Annotated in this window: 23 protein-coding genes and 1 tRNA gene; 18 read left to right on the top strand and 6 right to left on the bottom strand. The window is 70.1% G+C overall.

Going from position 1 to position 24,338, the window contains the following annotated elements; genetic code table 11:
- The first annotated feature begins 30 nt into the window (after positions 1-30).
- The 6 genes from PGB34_RS07710 (at position 31) to PGB34_RS07685 (ending at position 5,892) form a co-directional block, all read left to right on the top strand.
- Positions 31-306 carry a type II toxin-antitoxin system Phd/YefM family antitoxin gene (locus PGB34_RS07710; protein WP_271427473.1) on the top strand — a complete coding sequence of 92 codons (276 nt, stop codon included), beginning with the start codon at positions 31-33 and terminating at the stop codon, positions 304-306.
- Complete coding sequence (locus tag PGB34_RS07705; protein WP_271427472.1) at positions 306-644, top strand: type II toxin-antitoxin system RelE/ParE family toxin; 339 nt, start codon at positions 306-308, stop codon at positions 642-644. The genes PGB34_RS07710 and PGB34_RS07705 overlap by 1 nt, the downstream gene beginning before the upstream one ends.
- A 161-nt stretch (positions 645-805) precedes the next feature.
- The gene (locus PGB34_RS07700) at positions 806-1,930 is read left to right on the top strand and encodes a VWA domain-containing protein (protein WP_271427471.1); all 1,125 of its coding nucleotides are present in this window, start codon (positions 806-808) and stop codon (positions 1,928-1,930) included.
- A 14-nt stretch (positions 1,931-1,944) separates the two neighbouring features.
- A complete protein-coding gene (locus tag PGB34_RS07695; RefSeq protein ID WP_271427470.1) occupies positions 1,945-4,065 on the top strand; it encodes an SWIM zinc finger family protein in 2,121 nt (706 codons plus the stop codon).
- Positions 4,066-4,194: 129 nt separating this feature from the next.
- Complete coding sequence (locus tag PGB34_RS07690) at positions 4,195-5,391, top strand: GAF domain-containing sensor histidine kinase (protein ID WP_271427469.1); 1,197 nt, start codon at positions 4,195-4,197, stop codon at positions 5,389-5,391.
- Between the two features lie 108 nt (positions 5,392-5,499).
- Positions 5,500-5,892, top strand: coding sequence for a response regulator (locus PGB34_RS07685; protein ID WP_271427468.1), 393 nt, complete (start codon positions 5,500-5,502; stop codon positions 5,890-5,892).
- 27 nt (positions 5,893-5,919) lie between these two features.
- On the opposite strand, the gene PGB34_RS07680 is transcribed toward PGB34_RS07685, so the two are convergent.
- The 5 genes from PGB34_RS07680 to PGB34_RS07660 all read right to left on the bottom strand — a co-directional run bounded on the left by PGB34_RS07680 (position 5,920) and on the right by PGB34_RS07660 (position 10,494).
- Complete coding sequence (locus PGB34_RS07680; protein ID WP_271427467.1) at positions 5,920-6,789, bottom strand: LOG family protein; 870 nt, start codon at positions 6,787-6,789, stop codon at positions 5,920-5,922.
- 88 nt (positions 6,790-6,877) lie between these two features.
- Positions 6,878-7,669 (bottom strand): crotonase/enoyl-CoA hydratase family protein, encoded by a 792-nt coding sequence (locus tag PGB34_RS07675; RefSeq protein WP_271427466.1) that lies wholly within the window; start codon positions 7,667-7,669, stop codon positions 6,878-6,880.
- 69 nt (positions 7,670-7,738) lie between these two features.
- On the bottom strand, positions 7,739-8,293 hold the full coding sequence (gene efp, locus PGB34_RS07670) for an elongation factor P (RefSeq protein WP_271427465.1): 555 nt from the start codon (positions 8,291-8,293) through the stop codon (positions 7,739-7,741).
- A gap of 165 nt (positions 8,294-8,458) precedes the next feature.
- The gene (gene earP, locus PGB34_RS07665; RefSeq protein ID WP_271427464.1) at positions 8,459-9,598 is read right to left on the bottom strand and encodes an elongation factor P maturation arginine rhamnosyltransferase EarP; all 1,140 of its coding nucleotides are present in this window, start codon (positions 9,596-9,598) and stop codon (positions 8,459-8,461) included.
- Positions 9,595-10,494 (bottom strand): LysR family transcriptional regulator, encoded by a 900-nt coding sequence (locus tag PGB34_RS07660; protein WP_271427463.1) that lies wholly within the window; start codon positions 10,492-10,494, stop codon positions 9,595-9,597. Before PGB34_RS07660 ends, earP begins: the two co-directional genes overlap by 4 nt.
- A gap of 140 nt (positions 10,495-10,634) precedes the next feature.
- On the opposite strand from PGB34_RS07660, the gene PGB34_RS07655 reads away from it, so the two are divergent.
- From PGB34_RS07655 to PGB34_RS07625, 7 genes are all read left to right on the top strand, one after another.
- Entirely contained in the window at positions 10,635-11,843 is a 1,209-nt protein-coding gene (locus PGB34_RS07655; protein WP_271427462.1) for a CaiB/BaiF CoA transferase family protein, read from the top strand.
- On the top strand, positions 11,840-12,844 hold the full coding sequence (locus PGB34_RS07650) for a hydroxymethylglutaryl-CoA lyase (protein ID WP_271427461.1): 1,005 nt from the start codon (positions 11,840-11,842) through the stop codon (positions 12,842-12,844). Before PGB34_RS07655 ends, PGB34_RS07650 begins: the two co-directional genes overlap by 4 nt.
- A 56-nt stretch (positions 12,845-12,900) precedes the next feature.
- Entirely contained in the window at positions 12,901-13,878 is a 978-nt protein-coding gene (locus PGB34_RS07645) for a tripartite tricarboxylate transporter substrate binding protein (RefSeq protein WP_271427460.1), read from the top strand.
- Positions 13,879-13,939: 61 nt separating this feature from the next.
- On the top strand, positions 13,940-14,923 hold the full coding sequence (locus PGB34_RS07640) for a Bug family tripartite tricarboxylate transporter substrate binding protein (protein ID WP_271427459.1): 984 nt from the start codon (positions 13,940-13,942) through the stop codon (positions 14,921-14,923).
- Positions 14,924-14,984: 61 nt separating this feature from the next.
- The gene (gene uvrC, locus PGB34_RS07635; protein WP_271427458.1) at positions 14,985-17,033 is read left to right on the top strand and encodes an excinuclease ABC subunit UvrC; all 2,049 of its coding nucleotides are present in this window, start codon (positions 14,985-14,987) and stop codon (positions 17,031-17,033) included.
- A gap of 91 nt (positions 17,034-17,124) precedes the next feature.
- Positions 17,125-17,691: a CDP-diacylglycerol--glycerol-3-phosphate 3-phosphatidyltransferase gene (gene pgsA, locus PGB34_RS07630; RefSeq protein WP_271427457.1), complete on the top strand. Its 567-nt coding sequence runs from the start codon at positions 17,125-17,127 to the stop codon at positions 17,689-17,691.
- Positions 17,688-18,566, top strand: coding sequence for a DMT family transporter (locus PGB34_RS07625; protein WP_271427456.1), 879 nt, complete (start codon positions 17,688-17,690; stop codon positions 18,564-18,566). The genes pgsA and PGB34_RS07625 overlap by 4 nt, the downstream gene beginning before the upstream one ends.
- Before the next feature lie 24 nt (positions 18,567-18,590).
- On the opposite strand, the gene PGB34_RS07620 is transcribed toward PGB34_RS07625, so the two are convergent.
- The gene (locus PGB34_RS07620; protein ID WP_271427455.1) at positions 18,591-19,550 is read right to left on the bottom strand and encodes a LysR family transcriptional regulator; all 960 of its coding nucleotides are present in this window, start codon (positions 19,548-19,550) and stop codon (positions 18,591-18,593) included.
- Between the two features lie 85 nt (positions 19,551-19,635).
- On the opposite strand from PGB34_RS07620, the gene PGB34_RS07615 reads away from it, so the two are divergent.
- From PGB34_RS07615 to PGB34_RS07595, 5 genes are all read left to right on the top strand, one after another.
- Positions 19,636-20,535 (top strand): alpha/beta fold hydrolase, encoded by a 900-nt coding sequence (locus tag PGB34_RS07615; protein WP_271427454.1) that lies wholly within the window; start codon positions 19,636-19,638, stop codon positions 20,533-20,535.
- Positions 20,532-21,647, top strand: coding sequence for a tartrate dehydrogenase (locus PGB34_RS07610; protein ID WP_271427453.1), 1,116 nt, complete (start codon positions 20,532-20,534; stop codon positions 21,645-21,647). Before PGB34_RS07615 ends, PGB34_RS07610 begins: the two co-directional genes overlap by 4 nt.
- Before the next feature lie 304 nt (positions 21,648-21,951).
- Positions 21,952-22,224, top strand: a complete 273-nt coding sequence (locus PGB34_RS07605; protein WP_271427452.1) for an HU family DNA-binding protein — start codon at positions 21,952-21,954, stop codon at positions 22,222-22,224.
- 16 nt (positions 22,225-22,240) lie between these two features.
- Positions 22,241-22,316: transfer RNA gene (locus PGB34_RS07600), tRNA-Val, on the top strand.
- 99 nt (positions 22,317-22,415) lie between these two features.
- Positions 22,416-24,329, top strand: a complete 1,914-nt coding sequence (locus tag PGB34_RS07595; RefSeq protein ID WP_271427451.1) for a SurA N-terminal domain-containing protein — start codon at positions 22,416-22,418, stop codon at positions 24,327-24,329.
- Positions 24,330-24,338: the final 9 nt, after the last annotated feature.

The following is a 24,338-nucleotide window of genomic DNA, read 5'->3' as shown; positions in this document are numbered from 1 at the left end:
CTATATTTAGTCTCTCAAGGATTCTCCCCCATGCAGTACTCCACCCAAGTCAAGCCCATCAGCTACCTCAAGGCCAATGCTGCCGAGGTGTTGACTCAGATCGCCGAGGCGCGTGAGCCTCTGGTCATCACGCAGAACGGCGAAGCCAAGGCTGTGCTGCAGGACGTTGCCAGCTACGAAGAGACGCAGCAGACGCTGGCGCTCTTGAAAGTGCTGGCGCTGGGTCAGCAGGATGTGGAGGCCGGCCGCGTCAAGCCCGTGGCTGATGTGGTCAAGCGCTTGCGCGCCAAGCGCTCCGAAGGCTGATGCCAGGCTCCGCCCGCCACGAGGTGCTGCTCACGGCCGGTGCCGAACAGGATCTCGAATCCATCCACAGCTACATCGCCGAGTTCGACTGCGAAGAAAACGCCGGCCGCGTGCTCGACCAACTGATGGACGTCGTGGAGCGTCTGGCGCAATTCCCCGAACGCGGCAGCTATCCGAAAGAGTTGATTGCATTGGGCATCCGGGACTACCGCCAGACCCACTTCAAGCCCTGGCGCGTGATCTACCGCGTCATGGAGCGGCGCGTGGTCATCTACCTGATCGTCGATGGCCGGCGCGACATGGCCTCGGTGCTGGCGCGCAGGCTGCTGGGCCATTGAGCCGCGCCACATCGTTTTTTTCAAGGCATGCGCAGCTCCCTCGACTTCAGCGCCCGGTCCGGCACTGTCACCACCTGGCCGGGCCTGATCCTGATCTTGCTCGAAGTTGCCCCTTCGCATGGCAGGCCGCGGGGCCGCGCCAGCGCGGGGGGCTGAAACACATGGCGCTGGACATTCCCTCCCCCCTGCAACGCTGGCGCCTGCTGCTGGGCGAGCCGGCCGAGCCCGCCTGCGGGGCACTGAGCGCCGAATGCCAGGCCGCCGACGCGGCGCTGGAGTGGCTCTATGGCCGCGACGGCGACCGCGCCGCGCGCGGCGAGCGCAGGGCGGGCCTGGGGCCTTCGGCGCTGAGCACGCCGGACTGGATCAACACCATCCACGAACTCTTTCCCAAGGAAGTGATCGAGCGGCTGGAGCAGGACGCGGTGGAGCGCTTCGGCATCGACGAGGTGGTGACCAACCTCGAGGTGCTCGAGCGCATCGAGCCTTCGGAATCGCTGCTGCGCGCCGTGCTGCACACCAAGCATTTGATGAACCCCGAGGTGCTGGCCGCGGCGCGCAAGCTGGTGGCCGAGGTGGTGCGCCGCATCATGGAAAAGATGGCCACCGAAGTGCGGCAGGCCTTCAGCGGCACGCGCGACCGGCGCCGGCGCTCGCGCATGAAGATCGCGCGCAACTTCGACTTCAAGCGCACCATCGCGAGCAACCTGCACCGCTACGACCCGGCGCGCAGGCGGCTGTATCTGGAATCGCCCATCTTCAACAGCCGCACGCGGCGCCATCTGGAGCCCTGGGACATCATCCTGCTGATCGACCAGAGCGGCTCGATGGTCGATTCGGTGATCCACAGCGCCGTGATGGCGGCCTGCCTGTGGCAGTTGCCGGGCATGCGCACGCGGCTCGTGGCCTTCGACACGGCGGTGGTGGACCTGACGGCCGACGTGTCCGACCCCGTCGAGCTGCTGATGAAGGTGCAGTTGGGCGGCGGCACCGACATCGCCAAGGCCGTGGCCTATGCGCAGTCGCTCGTCGCCAACCCGGGCCGCAGCGTGGTGGTGCTGGTCAGCGACTTTTATGAAGGCGGCAGCGGAGGCGAGCTGGTGCGGCGCGTGAAGGCGCTGGTGGAATCCGGCGCCAAGGTGCTGGGCCTGGCCGCGCTCGACTCCAGGGCCGAGCCGGCCTTCGACCGCGAGATGGCGGCGCGCCTGGTCCGCGAAGGTGCGCAGATCGGCGCAATGACCCCGGGCCAGCTGGCCGGCTGGCTGGCCGATGTGATTCAGGCCTGAGCGTTCCAGAAAAGATGCCCCGCCAAGACCTGCTCGAACTGACGCCCGAAGCGCTCACGGCGCTGGCCAATGCAGGCTTCGTCAAGCGTGCGCAGAAGGATGTGGCCGCAGGCCTGCTGCCGCGTTTGGAAGAAGCCGCGGACGGCACGGTGACGGCGCACTTCGACGATGGCGTGCTCACGCGGCTGGCGCCGGGGCGCACGCTGCGCGATGCGGCCTGCAGTTGCCCGGCCAGCAGCATGTGTCGCCACCGCGTGATGCTGGTGCTGGCCTATCAGGCGCAGGTCGGCGATTTTGCACCGCCGTCCGCCGAAGACGCGCCCGCCGAACCAGCCGCGCCCGCAGGCTGGAGCCCTGCGCAGTTCGACGATGCCGCGCTGGCGGCCAGCTTCGCGCCTTCGGTACTGGAGCAGGCGCTGCGCCTGGCTGCGGCAAGGCCCGTGATCGCCGTGCAGGCCGGGCAGGGCGCCGATGGCGCGCCCGTGGCGCGGCTGCCCATGTGCAGCGTTCGCTTCTTCTCGCGCAGTTCGCTGGTGCATGCGCGCTGCGACTGCAGCCAGGGCAGTGGTTGCGCGCACGTGGTGCTGGCCGTCTGGGCCTTCCGCGAGGCCGGCGCGCTGCCGCGTGCCGATGGGGGGGGCGGCGAGCGCATGGTGGCCCTCGCGCCTCGCAGCGCCGAAGGCCAGGCCGCTGCGCACGACGCTGCGCCCCGCTGGCTGGCCGGCGAGCCGGCACAGGCCGCGCGCGCCCAGCTCGACGCGCTGCTGCTGGCGCTGTGGCTCGATGGCTCGGGCCAGGCCCTGCTGGCGCTGACGGCGCGCGTCGAGGCGCTGCGCGCGCAGGTGCAGGCGCTGGGGTGGCGCTGGGTCGATGACGGCATCGACGAACTCTGGATGCTGCTGCAGGCCCAGCACGCGCGCAGCAGCCGCTTCGACGCGCGCCGCCTGCTGGCCGTGACGGCCGAGCTGTGGGCCCGGCTGCAGGCGGCCGCGCATGTGGAATCACCTCCGGCTGAATCCACGTCGCCGCCGCCGCTGCACGGCAGCCAGATCCTGGGCCTGGGCGTGAAGGGCGAGGTGGCGCTGGACCATCTGCGGCTGGTGTCGCTGGGCGCCGTGCTGTGGTCCGACGACGACGGCGAAGGCGCCGACGTGCTGCTGGCCGACCCCGACACGCAGACCGTGATGGTGCTCGAGCGCAACTGGCCGCGCACGGCCGATGCCGCGGCGGGCGGCACGCCGGCAACGCTGGCGAGCCGACGCGTGGCCGGCTTTCCGCTGCGCCAGGTGGCGGCCGGCCAGGTCCTCACCAAGACCGCCTCGCGCCGCGCCAATGGCCGCATCGAGATCACTGCCGGCGCGCGGCAGACCGGCGTGATGCCGCTGTCACCCAGTGCGTGGGACGAGCTGCGCGCGCCGCTGCGCCAGGCCTCGGTGCGTGGCCTGATTGCGCAGCTGCAGGCCAGGCTGCCCGAGTTCGTGCTGCCGCGCCAGGCTGCCAGCGGGGCGGCGGCGGGCTCGGCCGGCGCGCTGCACGTGCTGGCCTGCGACGAGGGCCTTCAGGTGCAGGGCAGCCATTGGGATGCGGCGGCGCAGGTGCTGCATGGGCAGCTGCATTGCGGCGGCGATGAAGCGGCCCAGGACCCGCCGCTGTGGCTGGCCCTGTCGCACCGCGCTGCCGCGCCGGGCGCTGTGGACGCGCTGGCCCGTGCGCTGGGGGGCGAGTGGGGCGCGCTGCGCGCCGTGGCCGGCACCGTGCGGCTCGAGGACGGGCAGGCCCGGATGGCGCCGCTGGCCCTGCTGACGACGCAGCGCGCCGTGGTGTTGCAGGTGGAGCCACCGCTGCCGCAGGCCCTGGCCCTGCAGGCCGGGCCCGCGCCCCGTTCGGCCCGCAGCGGCCTGGTGCAGGACACGCAGGCCCTGCTGGGCCAATGGCTGCGACAGGGGCTGCGCCACCAGGGCGGCGGCATGGCCGCGCGCGCGCAGGCGCAGGCTACGGTGCTGCGCGAGGCCGGGCTGGGCCGCTGTGCGGCGCTGCTGGAGGCCGTGCCGCAGCAGCTGCGCAGCGCTGACCGCAGCGCGCTGCTGCCGCGGCTGAGCACCCTGGGCCTGTTGCTCGACGGCGTGGCGCAGTAGGCCTTGGGCCTTGGGTCCGATGTGTCTTTTGACATTGACTGACATTTCATAATCCCGCTGGCGCCGCCGACCCGACGGCGCCATCCCGCAGCAGATGGCGGGCCGGAGGGAACTCGAGTGGCGCAGCACATGGACGACATGGACGACAGGGGTGACATCGACCGGCAGCTGGAGCTGGTGGCCGGCATCCCGGCCATCACGGCCATCCTGCGGCTGCTGCGCGAGCAGACGGGCATGCGCTTCATCGGGATCGCGCGGGTCACGCCCGAGCGCTGGGTGATGTGCGCCGTGCTGGACGAAGCGGGTTTCGGCCTGGTGCCCGGCGATCAGCTGGACGTCAACACCACCGTGTGCCGGGCCCAGATCGACAGGCCCGACACCATTGCCTTCGACGATGCGCTGGCCCATCCGCTGTACAGCCAGCATCCCGGGCCCGCGCTCTACGGCTTTCGCAGCCACATGTCCGTGGCCATCCATGTGCGCGGCGCCTATTTCGGCTCGCTGTGCGCGCTGGACCCTGAGCCCGCGGCCATCAGCAACGAGCGCGTGATCGGCATGATGGAGGGCATGGCGGCGCTGATCGGACGCCTGATCGAGGAAGCCCTGTCCCACGGCAACACGCTGCAGGCGCTGGTGGACGAGCGCGCGACCAGCGTCTCGCGCGAGCAGTTCCTGGCCGTGGTGGCGCACGACATCCGCAACCCGCTGAGCACCATGCGCACGGCCAGCGAGATCCTGGCGCGCAGCGCTGACCCGATGGTGGGCCGCGTGGGCATGCGTCTGCGTTCCAGCGCGCAGCGCATGAGTGCGCTGATCGACGATCTGGTCGATTTCGCGCGCGGCCGCGCCGGCTCGGCCATGCCCGTGAGGCTGGAGGCGCAGCAGAACATCGACGGCCTGCTCGAGGATGTGGTGCAGGAGGCGCGCGACGCCCAGCCCGCGCACGAGATCCGCGCCCACATCCGCATGGGCTGCCCGGTGCGCTGCGACCCCGCGCGTCTGCAGCAGCTGCTGTCCAACCTGATCGGCAATGCCATTGCCTACGGGGCTGCCGACAAGCCCATCGTGGTCGAGGCCTTCGAGCGCGATGGCGTGGCGCGCATCGTGGTGACCAACTGGGGCGAGCCGATCCTGCAGGGGCAGATCGAGCAGATCTTTTCTGCCTATGCGCGCGCCAGCACGGCGCGCGCCGATGCGGGCATGGGCCTGGGGCTGCACATCTGCCAGCTCATCGCCCGGGCGCACGAGGGCACGCTGAGCGTCAGCTCCGACGCGCAGTCGGGCACGCGCTTCGAGATGGCCTGGCCCTCGGCCTGCGAGGGCTGAGCGGCCCGTAAACCCGCGCTGAAGTCAGCAGCCTCCTACCTCAAGGCAGGGCCCGCAGCGGCATCCCGCTGCATCGGGGCTGCCTGAAATGGGCGCAAGGAGTTCACCATGGCCAGCCCGCACGCCTTTCTGATCGAAGACAACCCGACCATCCGCGACAACCTCATTCCCACGCTGGCCGAGATTGCAGGGGTGGAAGTGGTGGGCACAGCCGAAGGCCAGCGCGAGGCCATGGCCTGGCTGCGCCACCATGGCCGCGATGCCGACTTCGTGATCCTGGATCTGTTCCTGGCCGAAGGCTCGGGCATCGGCGTGCTTGAACAGCTGGGCGCGATGGGCTGCGCCCTGCCCGTGGTCGTGCTGACCAACTACGCCACGCCCGATATCCGGCAGCGCTGCCTGGCGCTGGGCGCGGCCGCCTTGTTCGACAAGTCCAAGGAGATCGAGGCCTTCTTCGACTACTGCGAACGCGGCCTGCCGCCGCGCCAGCTGCAGCACTGAGCGGCCGGGCCCGGCTCGGGCCCCGCTTCAGAGTTCGTAGAACTTCTCGATCGCGCGCCAGGCGTCTTCGGGCGTGTCCACGTAGTGGAAGAGATGGATGTCCTCGGGCGAAATCATGCCTTCGTCCACCAGCAGCTCGAAGTTGATGAGCTGGCGCCAGTAGTCGCTGCCGAAGAGCACGATGGGCACCTGCTTGGACTTGCGCGTCTGCACCAAGGTCACCACTTCGAACAGTTCGTCCAGCGTGCCGAAGCCGCCCGGGAAGGTCACCAGCGCCTTGGCCCGCATCATGAAGTGCATCTTGCGGATGGCGAAGTAGTGGAACTTGAAGGACAGGGCGGGCGTGATGTAGGGGTTGGCCGCCTCTTCCATCGGCAGCGCGATGGACAGGCCCACCGACAGGCCGCCGGCCTCGTGGGCGCCGCGGTTGGCCGCCTGCATGATGCCGGGGCCGCCGCCCGTGCAGACGAAGACCTTGTCGGCCGGATCCTTGTCGGCGCTGTACTGGGCCACCAGCTTGCCGAAGGCGCGCGCCTGCTCGTAGTAGTGGCTGCCGCGCGCCAGTCGGCGCAGCCGCTCGGCCAGCTTGTCGTTGCCGGCGGCTTCGGCCTGCGCGATCTGGGCCGTCATCTCTTCCTGGCTGCGCAGGCGCGCACTGCCGAAGACCACGATGGTGTTCTCGATGCCGTGGGCGCGCATCTCCAGGTCGGGCTTCATCAGCTCCAGCTGCATGCGCAGCCCGCGCGTCTCGCGGCGCAGCAGGAATTCGGGGTCGGCAAAGGCGATGCGGGACGGGTCCGGATCCAGCGGCAGGCCCTGGTCCGCATGGGATTGCAGGGTGGCCCAGGCATCGGCCAGGCGCTTGTCGTGAATGTCGTGCGTGTTGTTGGGGCTCATGCGAAACGGGGGATTCAGGTCCGGAAGGAAGTACCGAATTGTGCGCCCGGCCCATGGAGGGTCGGGGCCGGGCCGGCGGACCTTTTGCTCAGAAGCGGCCGTGTCGCCCCGCGCCCTGCGCAAAGCGCGCCGCGCCGGCCGCGCCTTCGGCCGCCACCATGGGCACGCCGCGCCGGCCTTCCTCGCGCAGGGCCTGCGCCAGCGGCAGATCCCACTGGCCATAGGCGCTCGCGCGGTCGGTGAGCATGCATTGCTGCGGGAAGGCCGCGATCTCGCGCGCCAGCGCCTCGGCCGCCGCGCGGGCCTGGCCCCGCGGCACCACGCGGTTGACCAGGCCCATGGCCAGCGCCTCCCGGGCAGGCACGGGGCGGCCCGTGAGGATCAGGTCCAGCGCCCGGCCCATGCCCACGATGCGCGGCAGCCGCACCGTGCCGCCGTCGATCAGCGGCACGCCCCAGCGGCGGCAGAACACGCCGAGCACGGCGTCTTCCTCGGCCACGCGCAGATCGGCCAGCAGCGCCAGCTCCAGCCCGCCTGCCACGGCATGGCCGGCGATGGCGGCGATCAGCGGCTTGGCCAGCGCCATGCGCGTGGGCCCCATGGGGGCGCTGGCGCCGCCTTGCGGGTCCAGCGCGTTGCGGCGCGCGGGGTCGGCCACGGCCTTGAGGTCGGCGCCCGCGCAGAACTGGCCATGCTCGCCCCAGAGCACGGCCACGCGCTGGCTGTCGTCGGCCTCGAATCGTTCGAAGGCTTCGCGCAGCAGCGTGGCCGTCGGGCCGTCCACCGCGTTGCGCGCGTCGGGGCGGCTCAGGATGAGGGTGCTGACGGGGCCGGCGGTTTCGGTGCGCACGGCGGGCTGGGCGAGGGGGGCTGGGCTCATGGGCACCAGCCTACGCAAAAAAGAAAAGGCTCCCAAGGGAGCCTTCACCGATGCGCGAAGCGCCAGCGCTCAGACGCGCTTGCGGTATTCGCCGGTGCGGGTGTCGATTTCGATGCGGTCGCCTTGCGAGACGAACAGCGGCACGGGGATCTCGAAGCCGGTGGCGATCTTGGCGGGCTTGAGCACCTTGCCCGAGGTGTCGCCCTTGACGGCGGGTTCGGTCCAGGTGATTTCGCGCTCGACGCTGGTGGGCAGTTCGACCGAGATGGCCTTGCCGTCATAGAACACCACTTCCACGGCCATGCCGTCTTCGAGGTAGTTCAGCGCGTCGCCCATGTTCTCGGCTTCGACTTCGTACTGGTTGTACTCGCTGTCCATGCAGACGTACATCGGGTCGGCGAAGTAGGAGTAGGTGCACTCCTTCTTGTCCAGCACGATCTGCTCCATCTTGTCGTCGGCCTTGAACACGACTTCGGTGCCGAAGTTGGCGATCAGGCTCTTGAGCTTCATGCGCACGGTGGCGCTGTTGCGGCCGCCGCGGCTGTATTCGGTCTTGAGCACGACCATGGGGTCCTTGCCGTGCATGATCACGTTGCCGGCGCGGATTTCTTGAGCGATTTTCATGAGTGTGTGTCCTTGTGCGGACGTTGGCCGCTCGGTGCAGGTGGCCTGATCTGCCAGCAGCGCCTGGGTCTCCAGGGCCGGTGTGGCAATCCAGCAGCTGCGCTGCGAACCCGCGGCGGGTTGGGCGAAAACCGGATTGGCCCGGTTTCCGCAAAGCCCGCCATTCTAGCTTTTTTGCTTGACGAAAGCCTGCAGCTGCGTGAGCAGGTCCGGCTGCGCCAGCAGGCGCGCGCGGGCCGCATCGAGGCAACTGCGCCAGGCGCCCAGGGTGGCCGGGTCGGCCAGCGCATCGACGGCGCGCAAGGCCGCATCGGCCTGGCCGACGCCGTTCCACGCGCGGTGGAAGGCGCGCAGCGAGTTTGGCGCCTGCAGCCAGTCCAGCCAGGCCTGCAGCTTGGCGTGGTGCGCGTCGTCCTCGTCCTGCGGGTAGATGTGCCACACAAGCGGCGCGGCGGCCCAGTGGGCGCGCACGAAGGAGTCCTCGCCGCGCACGAAGTTCAGGTCGCAGGCCCAGAGCAGTTCGTCGTAGCCGGCCTGGGGCAGCGCGGGCAGGAACTGCAGCGTGAGCCAGCCCCATGCCTGTTCGTGCGGGCCTGCCGCGGGCCCGCCGGGCGTCTGCGCAGCCAGCACCTGCCGCACGGCCGCCGCGGCGCGGCCGGGCGTGACCAGCAGGCGCGTGGGCTGCGGGCCCTGCGCCAGTTGCGCCAGCAGTGCGCCCAGCGCGGGCGGCTCGTAGCAAAAGAGCGAGAACAGCCGCTCCTGCGGCCCGGGCGCGATGCCGTGCCGGGCCAGCCAGGCCGCGCGGTCGAAGCGGGCCTGGCGCTGCGCCAGGTCGGCTTCGCGCAGCAGCCCGCCCGTGCCGGGCGTGAAGCCGGGGTAGAAGAAGTGTTTCTTCAACCCTGCGCCAGGGCCGCTGAAGACCAGCGAGGGCAGGCCATGCAGCCGCTCCACCACCGGCTCGGCCGAAAGATATTCGAGGTTGATCCAGGCATGGGGCGCGGCCCCCTCGGCCTGGGCCGCCTGCGCGAAGTGCGCCACCAGGGCCGGCGCGGGGTCGCAGCCGAAGGCCTCGATCAGCACTTCGGGTGCCGGCCGCGCCAGCGCCTGCGCCTCGGCTTGCGCGTCGCCCCAGCGCACGAGCTGCACCGCGCCGGTGCCGCCAGGCGCCATCCAGGCCAGCGCCTGCGCGTCGTCCACCCACAGGCGCACCGATTCGCCCTTGGCCGCCAGCTGGCGCGCGAGCCGCCAGCACACGCCCAGGTCGCCGTGGTTGTCGATCACCCGGCAGAAGATGTCCCACTTCATGGCGCGGCCTCGCGGTGCGCCTGCAGATGCTCGACCAGCAGCCGGGTTGCGCCGCTGGGCGCCTCGCCGGCCCGCAGCGCCAGCATCAAATGCCTCTGCGCCCATGGCTCGTCCAGCGTGACCAGCCGGATGTCCAGCGCGCGCTGGTAGAGCCGGGCGCTGCCGCGCGGCAGCACCCCCAGGCCCAGCCCGGCCGCCACCATCAGGCACAGGGCGTCGTAGCTGGTCACCTGCATGCGCAGCTTGAGCGGCAGGCCCGCATCGGCGGCCGCGCGCAGCAGCTGGTGGTGGATGGCGCTGCCGGGGTGCGTGCTCACCAGGTCGTGCGGCAGGGCGTCTGACAGGCGCACGCGGCGGCGCCGCGCCAGCGCATGCCCGGCCGGCACGGCCAGCACCAGCTCGTCCTCGCGGTAGGGCAGCAGCAGCAGTTGCTCGCCGTAGTGGCCGTCGTTGAGGATGCCGACGTCGGCCGCGTTCTCGGCCACGCTGCGCGCGATGGCCGAGCTGATCTGCTCCTGAAGGCGCACGTGGACCTTTGGATGGCGCGCCATGAAGCTTTGAAGCTCGCCCGGCAGGAACTGCGTGATGGCCGAGATGTTGGCCACCAGGCGCACCTGGCCGCGCACGCCGCTGCCGTAGTCGCGCATCTGCAGCGCGATGCCGTCCATCTCGTTGAGCACGCCGCGCGCCAGGTGCAGCAGCGCCTGCGCGGCCTCGGTGGCGCGCATGCCCCGGTTGCTGCGCGCGAACAGCTCTACGCCCAGCTGCTGCTCCAGCTCGGCCAGGCGGCGGCTGGCCGCCGAGGGCGCGATGTGCTCGCGCGCGGCGGCCCGCGCGATGGCGCTTTCCTCCATCACGGCCACGAAGAGGCGCAGGGAGACCGGATCCAGCTTCATGGCCGCGATGCTAACGGCGTCCCGGCTGGCCATGCCGAAATGCGATGGCAGCCTCGCGCATGGGCGTTTTGCGCTGCGGGCGGGCGTCGGCATGATTCGCGCCATTCGCCGTTGGGCCGGCGCAAGGAGACAAGGATTTGATGCACACACAGGACAACACGCCGCTGCCGCTGGACGGCGTCCGCGTGGTCGAGATGGGCCAGCTGATCGCCGGTCCCTTCTGCGGCAAGACGCTGGCCGACTTCGGCGCCGAGGTGATCAAGATCGAGGCGCCGGCCGGCGGCGACCCGCTGCGCAACTGGCGCCTGCTGAAGAACGGCACTTCCGTGTGGTGGCAGGTGCAGTCGCGCAACAAGCGCTCGCTGGCGCTGGACCTGCGCCAGAGCGAGGGGCAGGAGATCGCGCGCCAGCTGATCGCCGAGGCGGACGTGCTGATCGAGAACTTCCGCCCTGGCACGCTGGAGGGCTGGGGCATGGGGCCCGAGGCCCTGCATGCGCGCAACCCGGGCCTGGTGATGCTGCGCATCTCCGGCTACGGCCAGACCGGCCCCTACCGCGACCGGCCCGGCTTCGGCGTGGTGGGCGAGGCGATGGGCGGCCTGCGCCACCTGACCGGCGAGCCGGGGCGCGTGCCGGTGCGCTGCGGCATCTCCATCGGCGACACGCTGGCCGCGCTGCACGGCGCCATCGGCGTGCTGATGGCGCTGTACCACCGCAAGGCGCATGGCGGCCCGGGCCAGGTGATCGACGTGGCGCTGCACGAGGCGGTCTTCAACTGCATGGAAAGCCTGCTGCCCGAGTACGACGCCTTCGGCGCGGTGCGCGAGGCGGCCGGCAGCGCGCTGCCCGGCATCGCGCCCAGCAACGCCTATGCCTGCACCGACGGCTGGGTGCTGGTGGCGGGCAACGGCGACAGCATCTTCAAGCGGCTGATGGCGGCCATCGGCCGCGAGGACCTGGGCGCGGCGCCCGACCTGGCCGACAACGCGGGCCGCGTGGCGCGCGTGGCCGAGATCGACGCGGCCATCGGCGCCTGGACCGCGCCGCTCACGGTGCAGGCGGTGCTGGACCGGCTCGAGGCCGCGCGCGTGCCCGCAGGGCGGGTCTACACCGCGCGCGACATCGCGCAGGACCCGCACTACCGCGCACGCGACATGCTGTTGACGCAGCACACCCGCGATGGCGACCAGCTGCTGGTGCCCGGCGTGGTGCCCAAGCTGTCGGCCACGCCCGGGCGCGTGCGCAGCAGTGCGCCGCGGCTGGGCGACGACACCGATGCGGTGCTGGCCGAGGCCGGCCTGCGTGATGACCAGATCGCGCTGCTGCGCGCCAGGGGAGTGATCGCATGAGCGACGCAAACGACACGAATGACACGAACGACAGCATCTGGCAGGGCGCGGGCCGCCGCATCCACATCCAGGAGGTGGGCCTGCGCGACGGCCTGCAGATGGAGGCCGCGTTCGTGCCCACGGCCGACAAGATCGCGCTGGCCGATGCGCTGTCCGAGGCCGGGCTGGCGAAGATCGAAGTCACCTCCTTCGTGTCGCCCAGCGCCATCCCGGTGCTGCGCGATGCGGAAATCGTGATGCGCGAGATCGCCCGCCGCCCCGGCGTGGTCTACACCGCCCTGGTGCCGAACGTGCGCGGCGCCGAGCGCGCCATCGAGGCGCGGACCGACGAACTGAACCTCGTCATGTCGGCCAGCGCCACCCACAACCTGGCCAACCTGCGCATGACGCAGGCGCAATCCTTCGCCGCGCTGGCGCAGGTGATCGCCACGGCGCAGGCCGCCGGGGTGCCGGTCAACGTGTCGCTGTCCTGCGTCTTCGGCTGCCCGATGGAGGGCGACATCGCGCAGCACGCGGTTTTCGACTGGGTGCAGCGCTTCGTCGACCTGGGCGTGCAGGGCCTCACGCTGTGCGACACCACGGGCATGGCCTATCCCACGCAGGTGCGGGCCCTGGCGGCCGCCGCACGTCAGCGCTGGCCGCGCATCGCCTTCACGCTGCACTTCCACAACACGCGTGGCATGGGCCTGGCCAACGTGCTGGCCGGCATCGCGGCCGGCGTGGACCGCTTCGACACCTCGCTGGGCGGGATGGGCGGCTGCCCCTACGCGCCCGGAGCGTCGGGCAATGTGTGCAGCGAGGAGATCGTGCATGCGCTGGCGCTGATGGGCTACGACACCGGCGTGGACCTGGACCGGCTGGTGGCGGCCGCGGCGCGTCTGCCGGCGCTGATCGGCCACGCGCCGCCGGGGCAGATCGTCCAGGCCGGCCGCCGGCTGGACCTGCACCCGGTGCCGCCCGATTTCGAGGCCACGCGCGCCCGGGCGCTGGCACGCGCCTGATGAGCCCTGCGGCCACCGCGCGCGCCCACCAAACATACAACGCAAGGAGACATGCCATGAGTGTTCAAGCCTTCACCCGCCGGCCCCTGCTGCTGGCCGCCCTGGGCGCCGCTGCCTTCGGCGCACGCGCCCAAGGCGGCTACCCGACCAAGCCGATCACGCTGGTCGTGCCGCAGGCCGCCGGCGGCGCCAATGACGCCATCGCGCGGGTGCTGGCGCAGCGCCTGTCCGAGCAACTGGGCCAGAGCGTGGTGGTGGACAACCGGCCCGGCGCGGGCGGCACGCTGGCCACCGCGGCCACGGCACGCGCGCGGCCGGACGGCTACACGCTGCTGGTGACGGCCGACAGCGCCCACGTGATCGGGCCGGCGCTCTACAAGAGCCCGGGCTTCGATCCGGTCAAGGACTTCACGCCGGTGGCGCCGGTGGCCACCGCGGGCTACACGCTGGTCGCCAACCCCTCGTTTCCGGCCGGCAACGTGGCCGAGCTGGTGGCGCTGGCCAAGGCCGCGCCGGGCCAGTACAGCTACGCCTCGGCCGGCAACGGCACGCTGAACCACCTGATCGGCGAGATGCTGCAGAAAGCCGCGGGCATCCGGCTGCAGCACGTGCCCTACAAGGGCTCCGCCGCGGCGGCGGCGGACGTGGCCGGCGGCCAGGTGCCGCTGTCCGTGCAGAGCCTGCCTTCGGTGATCGGGCTGATCAGGACCGGCAAGCTCAAGGTGCTGGGCGTGGTCAACGCCCAGCGCGTGGCCGCGCTGCCCGACGTGCCCACCATCGGCGAGACCCTCAAGGGCTTCGGGCAGGCGCCGTGGTACGCGATGTTCGCGCCGGCCGGCACGCCGCCCGCCGTGGTTGCCCGGCTGCAGGCGGCTGTGGCCAGCGCGCTGGACCAGAAGGAGACCGTGGACCGGCTGGCCGGCGTGGGCTGCGAGCCTTTCAAGGGCACGGCCGATCAGCTGGCTGCGCTGGTCAAGACCGATCTGCCCAAGTGGGCGCGCGTGGTTCGCGAGACCGGCGCGCAGGTGGACTGAGCGCGCGGGGCCGATCCGCGTCCACTGACATTCAAGCATTCACAACAGGAGACAAGTTTTCATGCGTCCTTTCCCCAAATACCTGAGCGCGCTCGCGCTTCTTGGCGCAGTTGCGGGCTTCACCGGGCCGGTTGTCGCGCAGAGCCCGGCCTACCCGAGCCGCCCCGTGACGCTGGTGGTGCCCACCGCCACCGGCGGCACCACCGACCTGTCGGCCCGCATGCTGGCGCAGGCGCTCGCGCCGGTGCTGGGCCAGTCGGTGGTGGTCGACAACAAGGGCGGCGCCAACGGCGCGATCGCGGCCGGCGTGGTCAAGCGTGCGCCGGCCGACGGCTACACGCTGCTGATGCAGTACTCGGGCTACCACGTCATCTCGCCCCACCTGACCCGCGCGCCGGCCTGGGAGCAGGCCGACTTCCAGCCGGTGGCCAACGTGATCTCGGCACCGCAGATCATCGTGGTGCGCGAGGGCCTGCCCGTGAAGACGCTGCCCGAACTCATCGCCTATGCCAAGGCCCATCCGGGCAAGCTCAACTACGCCTCGTCGGGCAACGGCTCGCTGCAGCACGTGACGGGCGCCATGCTGGAGCAGCAGGGCGGCATCAAGATGGTCCATGTGCCGTACAAGGGCACGGGCCCCGCGCTGCAGGATCTGCTGGGCGCGCAGGTGGACCTGACCTTCGGCACCGCGCCCCCCTTCATGCCGCATATCCAGGCCGGCAAGCTGCGCGTGCTGGCCGTGACGGGCAAAGAGCGCCTGCCCAGCTTGCCCGACGTGCCGACCACCGCCGAGGCCGGTTATCCGCGCGTGGACGCAACCTCCTGGTTCGCGTTGTTCGCGCCGGCCGCCGCGCCCAAGGCCGTGGTCGACCGGCTGGTTGCCGACGCGCGCACCGTGGTGCAGAGCGAGGACTTCCGCCGCAAGGCGCTGGAGCAGGGCGCGACGGCGGACTTCCAGGACCCCGCGCAACTGGGCGCACGCGTGAAGGCGGATTTGGGCAACTGGGCCGGCGTGGTGCGCAGCGCGCGCATCGAGGCCGAATGAGGCGCTGAGCAGCAGGGCGGCTGGCGGCGAGCGCGCCTTGCGCGCGGCCACAATAGCCGCCATGTCTGACGTGCATTCCGATCAACTGCTGGCCGAGGTGGCGGCGCTGCCGCCGCTGCCGGGCGTGTACCGCTATTTCGACGCGGCCGGCGGTGTGCTTTATGTGGGCAAGGCGCGCAACCTCAAGCGGCGCGTGGCCAGCTACTTCCAGAAGAACCATGGCGGCACGCGCATCGGCCACATGGTGGGCAAGATCGTGCGCATGGAAACGACGGTGGTGCGCTCCGAGGCCGAGGCGCTGCTGCTCGAGAACAACCTGATCAAGACGCTCAAGCCGCGCTACAACATCCTGTTTCGCGACGACAAGAGCTACCCCTACTTGAAGATCACCGGCACCCGCGAGCAGAACATGGAGGCGCGCGAGCGCGACGGCAAGGGCCTGCATGGCGCGCTGGACGCCGACAGCGTGCCCCGCCTGGCCTACTACCGCGGCGCCACCGACCGGCGCCACCGCTACTTCGGTCCCTACCCGAGCGCCTGGGCCGTCAAGGAAACGATCCAGCTGCTGCAGAAGGTGTTCCGCCTGCGCACCTGCGAAGACACGGTCTATGCCAACCGCACGCGGCCCTGCCTGCTCTACCAGATCAAGCGCTGCACGGCGCCCTGCGTGGGCCACATCGACGCGCCGGCCTACGCGGCCGACGTGGCCGACGCCGAAGCCTTCCTGCGCGGCGACACGCAGCAGGTGCTGCAGGAGCTGGAGGCGCGCATGATGGCGCATGCCGAGAAGCTGGAGTTCGAGCAGGCGGCCGAGCTGCGCAACCGCATGTCGGCGCTGTCCAAGGTGCTGCACCAGCAGTCGGTGGAAATCGCCTCCGACAAGGACGTGGACATCCTGGCCGTGAAGGTGCATGGCGGCAAGGCCTGCGTGAACCTGGCCATGGTGCGCGGCGGCCGGCACCTGGGCGACCGGCCCTATTTCCCCGCGCATGTGGAAGACGCCGCACTGGTGGCGCAGGCCGAATCGGAAGGCGAGGCCGCCACGGCCGATGCGCCTGATGCTGCGTCAGCCGAGGCGCCTGCCTCCATCGAGCGGCAGGTGCTCGAGGCCTTCGTGGCCCAGCACTACATCGACGTGCCCGCGCCGCCCACGCTGGTGCTGGGCGAGGTGGTGGACCGCGAGCTGGTGGCCGCCATCGCACAGCAGGCGGGCCAGCGCGTGACGGCCGTGTTCCAGCCCCGGGCGCAGCGCCGGCTGTGGCTGGAGATGGCGCAGAAGAACGCCGACATCCAACTGGCCCGACTGCTGGCCGAAGAGGGCTCGCAGCAGGCGCGCACGCGCGCGCTGGTCGATGCGCTGGAACTGGCGCCCGACGACCTGGACCGCCTGCGCATCGAGTGCTTCGACATTTCGCACACGGCGGGCGAGGCCACGCAGGCCTCGTGCGTGGTCTTCGAGCAGCACGCGATGCAGAACCGCGAGTACCGCCGCTACAACATCGAAGGCATCACGCCGGGCGACGACTATGCCGCCATGCGCCAGGTGCTCACGCGGCGCTACGGCAAGATCGCCGAAGCCATGGCCGCCGAGGCCGAGGCACCACCGCCGGGCGATGCCGCAGGCGCGGGTGCCGACGCCGCGCCCGGCACGGTGGGCGCGCGCATGCCCGATCTGGTGCTGGTCGATGGCGGCAAGGGCCAGGTCTCGATGGCGCGCGAGGTCTTCAACGAACTGGGCCTGCCGCTGTCGCTGATCGTGGGCGTGGAAAAGGGCGAGGGCCGCAAGGTGGGGCTCGAGGAACTGGTCTTCGCGGACGGGCGCGAGAAGGTCTACCTGGGCCGCGACTCGGCCGCGCTGATGCTGGTGGCGCAGATCCGCGACGAGGCGCACCGCTTCGCCATCACGGGCATGCGCGCCAAGCGCGCCAAGGTGCGCGTGGGCGGCAGCCAGCTCGAGGACATCCCGGGCGTGGGCCCCAAGCGCCGCGCGCGCCTGCTGCAGCGCTTTGGCGGCATCCGCGGCGTGGCGGCCGCAAGCGTGGATGACATCGCATCGGTCGATGGCATCGCGCATGAGCTGGCCGAGCAGATCTACCGCGCGTTGCACTGAGGCGGCCCGGCCTTCATGCGCGTGGGCCATGCTGCGCGCGAAGGCCGCGCCATGCCTGAAGCGTGCATGCGCACATGCCACAATCACCGCCATGTTCTGGACCCTGCCCACCCTGATGACCTGGACGCGCATCGTCGCGATTCCCCTGATCGTGGGCGTGTTCTACCTGCCGCTGGCCGAGCCGGTGCGCAACCTGATCGCCACCGTGATGTTCATCGTCTTCGCGGCCACCGACTGGCTCGACGGCTTCCTGGCGCGCAAGCTCAACCAGACCTCGGCCTTCGGCGCCTTCCTCGATCCGGTGGCCGACAAGTTCCTGGTCTGCGCGTCGCTGCTGGTGCTGGTGCACCTGAACCGCTGCGACGTCTTCGTGGCGCTGATCATCATCGGCCGCGAAATTGCCATCTCGGCCCTGCGCGAGTGGATGGCCACCATCGGCGCCGGCAAGAGCGTGGCGGTCCACATGATCGGCAAGCTCAAGACCACCGTGCAGATGGTGGCCATTCCCTTCCTGCTCTACAACGGCCTGCTGTTCGGCGTGATCGACACGGGCTACTGGGGGCTGTGGCTGATCTGGGCCTCGGCCGTGCTGACCGTCTGGTCCATGGTCTATTACCTGCAAAAGGCCATCCCCGAGATCCGCGCGCGGGCGCGATGAAGGCCCCGGCGCAGGGCTGGCTGCAGGCCATGCCCATCGTCTTCGTGCTGATCTGGAGCACCGGCTTCATCGTGGCGCGCTATGCCATGCCGCATGCGCCGCCGCTGCACTTCCTGTGCGTGCGCTACGCGCTCTCGGCCGTCGCGCTGGCCCTGTGGACCTGGGGCAGTTCCGCGGCCTGGCCGCGCTCGCGCGCGCAGCTTGCGCATCTTTGCGTGGTGGGCGTGCTGATCCAGGCCGGCTACCTGGGCGGCGTCTGGGCCGCCGTCAAGGCGGGCATGGGCTCGGGCCTGATCGCGCTGATGGTGGGGCTGCAGCCCGTGCTCACCGCGCTGTGGCTGTCCGCGCGCGGCGGCCGCGTCGCGGCGCTGCAATGGGCCGGGCTGCTGCTGGGCTTCGCCGGGCTGGCGCTGGTGGTCTGGCGCAAGCTGGGGCAGGGCAGCGAAGTGAGCCTGCTCACGATGTCGCTGGCGCTGCTGGCGCTGGTGTCCATCACCGCAGGCACGCTCTACCAGAAGCGCTTCGTCGAGCCCTGTGACGTGCGCAGCGCCAGTGCCGTGCAACAGATGGCGGCGCTGGCCGTCACGCTGCCCTTTGCGCTGATGCTGGAAACGCAGGCCATCGTCTGGAACGCCGAGTCCATCGGCGCCATGGCGTGGTCGGTGCTCGTGCTCACGCTAGGCGGCAATTCGCTGCTGTACCTGCTGATCCAGCGCGGCTCGGCCACGGCCGTCACCAGCCTGCTCTATCTGGTGCCGCCCTGCACGGCCGTGATGGCCTGGCTGCTCTTTGGCGAACCGATCACGCTGCTGACGATCGCGGGCATCGCGCTCACGGCGATGGGCGTGGGGCTGGTGCTGCGGGTGCGCGGCTGAAGGTCTGCGCTCTGCGGGCGCCTTTCAGGCGCTCGGGTCCTGCGCGGCGCTTTGCCAGGGCTCGCTCCTGAAGCGCGCGGCCAGTGCATCGACCAGCAGCTTCATGCGCCGCGGCGTGCGCGGCTGCCAGGGCGCGATCCAGTGGATGTCGGCATCGGTCATCGCGTATTGCGGCAGCACGCGCACCAGCGCGCCCGAGGCCAGTTGCGGCCCGATGTCCCACAGGCTGCGCAGCATGATGCCCTGGCCGGCCAGGCACCAGTCGCGCACCACCTCGCCCGCATTGCTGGTCAGCGGGCCGTGCACGCGCACGCGGTGCAGCGTGCCCTCGCGCAGGTGGCGCAGGGTCCACCAGTGGTGGCCGGGGGCGGGCGCGGCGTGGGGGCGGTCCTCGTTCTCCTGCACGCACAGGCAGGCGTGCTGGGCGAGATCCGCAAGCGTGCGCGGCAGGCCATGCGCCTGCACATAGCCCGGCGCGGCCACCAGCACGCGCTGGTTGCGCGCCAGCCGGCGCGTGGCCCAGTCCGCGCGGTGCCGCGCGGGCACCGACCACAGCCACACGGCGCCGTCGTAGCCTTCGGCCGCCAGCTCGGGCAGGCGCTCGCCCAGTTGCAGCTCGATCTGCAGGCCCGGGTGGGCGCGCTGGAAATCCACCAGCGCCGGCGCCAGCCAGCGGCGGCCGAAGCCGAAGGTGGCCGCCAGCCGGATCGTGCCTTGCAGGTCGGTCTGGCGTTCGCGCAGCTCGGCCTCCAGCCGCGAAAAGCCCTCCAGCAGCGTGCGCGCATGGGCGCACACGGCCTCGCCCTCGCGGGTGGGCACCAGCCGGCGCGTGGTGCGCTCGAAAAGGCGCTGGCCCAGCCGCGCTTCCAGCGCCGCCAGCCGTTTGCTCACCACCGAGGGCACGACACCCAGGGCTGCCGCCGCAGCGGCCAGGCTGCCGCCTTCGCGCACCTGCAGCACCAGATCCAGATCCGCACGCTCCATCTCATCCGTCCTTTCTGATTCGTGCAAAAAAGGCACGAGTCGATTCGCTGATTGTTGCTTGAGGCAAGGCGGCGCGCCACGCAGAATGCGGCCTGTGCTCAACACCTTCCAGACCTTCGAACTGCAGCGCGACGGCGTGCGCGTGCATGGCCGCATCGGCGGGCGGGGCACGCCCCTGCTGATGCTGCACGGCCACCCGCAGACCCACGCCATGTGGCACCGCGTGGCCCCGCAACTGGCCGCGCATTTCACGCTGGTGATGGTGGACCTGCGCGGCTATGGCGATTCGGGGCGTCCCCCGGCCGATGCCGATCACCACAACTACAGCAAGCGCGCCATGGCGCAGGACGCGCTGGCGGCGATGGCGCACCATGGCTTTGGCCGTTTCGGCGTGCTGGCGCACGACCGCGGCGCGCGCGTGGCCCATCGGCTGGCCATGGACCATCCCGAGGCCGTGTCGCGCCTGCTGCTGCTGGACATCGCACCCACGCTGGCCATGTACGCGCAGACCAGCGATGCCTTTGCGCGCGCGTACTGGCACTGGTTCTTCCTGATCCAGCCGCCACCATTGCCCGAAGCGCTGATCGAGGCCGATCCCGCGCGCTACGTGCGCAGCGTGATGGGCGCGCGCCATGCGGGACTGGCGCCCTTCGCGCCCGGGGCGCTGGCCGAGTACGAACGCTGCGCGGCGCTGCCCGGCACGGCGACCGGCATCTGCGAGGACTACCGGGCGTCGGCCACCATCGACCTGGTGCATGACCGCGAGGACATCGCGGCCGGCCGCCGGCTGACGCAGCCGCTGTGCGTGCTGTGGGGCGAGCACGGCGCGGTGGGGCGCTGCTTCGACGTGCCGGCCCTGTGGCGCGAGCGCGCGCTGCAGGTGCAGGGCCACAGCCTGCCCTGCGGTCACTACATTGCCGAGGAAGCGCCCGAAGCCCTTCTTCGCGAATCCCTTCCCTTCTTTCTTCAGGAGACCCGTTCATGAGCAGCAGCACCACCCATCCCAAGAGCAGCGGCAAGAAGCGCATCGCCGTCATCGCCGGCGACGGCATCGGCAAGGAAGTGATGCCCGAAGGCCTGCGCGTGCTGGACGCAGCAGCCCGCAAGTTCAACATCGACCTGCATTTCGACCACTTTGACTTCTCGAGCTGGGACTATTGCGAGAAGCACGGCAAGATGCTGCCCGACAACTGGAAGGACCAGATCGGCGGCCATGACGCCATCTACTTCGGCGCGGTGGGCTGGCCCGAGAAGATCGCCGATCACGTGTCGCTGTGGGGTTCGCTGCTGCTCTTCAGGCGCGAGTTCGACCAGTACATCAACCTGCGCCCGGCGCGGCTGATGCCCGGCATCACGGCGCCCGTGGTGCGCCGCGACGGCAGCCCGCGCCAGCCCGGCGAGATCGACATGTACATCGTGCGCGAGAACACCGAGGGCGAGTACTCTTCCATCGGCGGGCGCATGTACGAAGGCACGCCGCGCGAGATCGTGGTGCAGGAGACCGTGATGTCGCGCCATGGCGTGGACCGCGTGCTGAAGTTCGCCTTCGAGCTTGCGCAATCGCGCCCCAAGAAGCACCTGACCAGCGCCACCAAGAGCAACGGCATCTCTATCACCATGCCCTACTGGGACGAGCGCGTGGCGGCCATGGCCAGGCACTACCCGGAACTCACGCTCGACAAGTTCCACATCGACATCCTCACCGCGCACTTCGTGCAGCGCCCGGACTTCTTCGACGTGGTGGTGGCGAGCAACCTCTTCGGCGACATCCTGTCCGACCTGGGCCCGGCCTGCACCGGCACCATCGGCATCGCGCCCAGCGCCAACCTCAACCCGGAACGCACCACGCCTTCGCTGTTCGAGCCCGTGCACGGCTCGGCCCCTGACATCGCGGGGCAGGGCATCGCCAATCCCATCGGCCAGATCTGGTGCGGCGCGATGATGCTGGAGTTCCTGGGCCACAAGGAGGCGCATGACGCCATCCTGGCGGCCATCGAACGCGTGCTGGCGCCGGGCAGCGGTGCCCCGCGCACGCGCGATATCGGCGGCACGGCAGGCACCAGCGATCTGGGCCGCGCCATCGCCGAAGTCCTCTGAGCACGGGGCCCGGGAAAGTCAAGTCTTCCTGATGAGATGTTTCAGACGTAGTGTCTTGCGCACTCTCGTCTGTGGGCCCGTGAATCGTTGCTTAGAATCGCGCCCTTCGCGAGAAGGGGGCCAGCTTGTCTTGACACCCCCTGAACGCGTGGCTTTAATGGCCGACGGCAGCGAGCTGCCTCCGCAGTCGGCCAAGGCCCCCATGTTCCTGTCTGGAATTCAGACTGCCACCGGAAGTCACCGGCTGGCTGGGGCAGGCCAGGCGCGCATCGATCAACCACCTATTCCGTGACAAGAGGCCCTTGTGAACAAGACCGAACTCATCGAGCACATCGCAACGAACGCAGACATTTCGAAGGCCGCCGCCACGCGCGCGCTGGAGTCCACCATCGACGCGGTGAAGAAGACCCTGAAAAAGGGCGGCTCGGTCTCCCTCGTGGGTTTCGGCACTTTTGCCGTGGGCAAGCGCGAAGCGCGCACGGGCCGCAACCCGCGCACGGGCGCTGCGATTAAAATCAAGGCGGCCAAGATTCCCAAGTTCCGTCCCGGCAAGGCGCTCAAGGATGCGCTGAACTGAGAGGGAACTTCCGGTGGGGTGCTTAGCTCAGCTGGTAGAGCGGCGCCCTTACAAGGCGTAGGTCGGGGGTTCGAACCCCTCAGCACCCACCACCACCCGTAGAAAAAGGCGAACAACGGTTCGCCTTTTTTGTTGGTCCCGTCCCTTGACCGTCTGCCCGTTGCGCAGGCTTTACTCGGAAATGTCCCGGCATGTTTGATTTCTTCCGCAAGCACACCAAGTTCCTGATGGTGATCCTGTTCCTGCTGGTGATCCCGTCCTTCGTGCTCTTCGGGCTGGAGCAGTACAGCGACGGCAGCCGCACGCGCGGGGAAGAAGTGGCCGTCGTCGATGGCAAGACCATCAGCCGGCCCGAGTGGGATGCGCGGCACCGCGTGGAGACGGACCGCATGCGCGAACAGCAGCGCAACATCGATCCAGCGCTGCTGGACTCGGAGGAAGCGCGCTACGCCACGCTGGAGCGCATGGTGCGCGAACGCGTGCTGCTGGCCGCTGCGGCCAAGGCCAACATGACCGTGAGCGACGACCGCCTCGCACGCATGTTTGCCGAAGACCCGGGCATCGCCAGCTTCCGCGATGCCGAAGGCAAGTTCGACCGCCAGCGTTTCATCCTCACCACCGGCACCACCCCCGAGCAGTACGAAGCCGGCATCCGTAGCCAGTTGTCCATGCAGCAGCTCGTGGCCGGCGTGAGCGGCACGCCGCTGTCGGCCAAGACGCAGGCCGACCTCACGCTCAACGCCATCTACGACGGCCGCGAGATCCAGGTGGCACGCTTTGCCCCGCAGGACTTCAGCGCCAAGGTCTCGCTCACCGACGATGATCTGCAGAGCCACTTCAAGAGCCATGCCTCGCGCTACCAGGCACAGGAGGCCGCGAGCATCCAGTACCTTCTGCTCGACATGGATTCGGTCAAGAAGAACGTGAGCGTGAGCGACGCCGAACTGCAGAGCTACTACGAGCAGAACCAGGGCCGCTTTGGCAGCGGCGAAGAGCGCCAGGCCAGCCACATCCTGATCACGGCCGCCAAGGACGCACCGCAGGCCGAGCGCGACAAGGCGCGTGCCCGTGCGCAGGAACTGCTGGCGCAGGTGCGCAAGACACCTGCCACCTTCGCCGAACTGGCGCGCAAGAATTCGCAGGATCCGGGCTCGGCCGAACGTGGCGGCCAGCTCGACATGGCGCCGCGCGGCGCCATGGTGAAGCCTTTCGAAGACGCGATGTTCGCGCTCAAGAAGGGTGAGATCAGCGACGTGGTCGAAAGCGATTTCGGTTATCACATCATCCGGCTGGACGACATCAAGGCCGCCGTGGTGCCGCCGCTGGCGCAGGTGCGCGCCCAGGTGGAAAACGAAGTGCGCACGCAGAAGGCGGCGCAGGACTTTGCCAAGGCCGCCGAGACGCTGACCGAGCTCGCCTACCAGAACCCCGAGAGCCTGCAGCCGGCGGCTGATGCGCTCAAGCTGCAGATCCAGACGGCCAGCGGCGTGGCGCGCACAGCCGCTGCGGGCGCGCAGGGCCCGCTGGGGAACCGCAACTTCGTGGCCGCCGTCTATGCGCCCGAAGTGCTGGACCGCAAGCAGAACACCGAAGCCATCGACCTCGGCTCGAACCAGGTTGCGGTGGCGCGCGTCACGCAGTACACGCAGGCCCGGGCGCAGACCTTCGACGAGGTCAAGGAGCAGGTCGGGCGTGACCTCACGGCCGAGCGCGCAGCGGCACTGGCCAAGGAAGAAGGGCGGGCTCGCCTGGCGGCCTGGGAGAAGGACACCGCATCGGCCAAGCTGGGCAACGTGCTCAAGGCTTCGCGCGTCGACCCGCAGGGCCAGCCGCTGCCGGTGATCGAGGCCGCGCTGCGTACGGATGCCGGCAAGCTGCCGGCCTGGACGGGTGTTGATCTGGGTGCAGAGGGCTTTGCCGTGGTGCGCGTGCTCAAGGACCTGCCGCGCCAGCCCTCTGATGCAGCGCTGCAGACCCAGGAGCGTGCCCAGATGGGCCAGGCGCTGGCGGCTGCTGAAGCAGAGGCTTATTACAAGCTGCTGAGTGACCGCCTGAAGGCGCGAATTTTGGTGAACAAACCGAAAACTGCGGCCGTTACTGGCTGAAGTGACTGA

Source organism: Xenophilus arseniciresistens, assembly GCF_028023875.1.
GTDB classification, from domain to species: domain Bacteria; phylum Pseudomonadota; class Gammaproteobacteria; order Burkholderiales; family Burkholderiaceae_C; genus Xenophilus; species Xenophilus arseniciresistens.
This window is presented reverse-complemented; position numbering and strand designations above follow the sequence as displayed.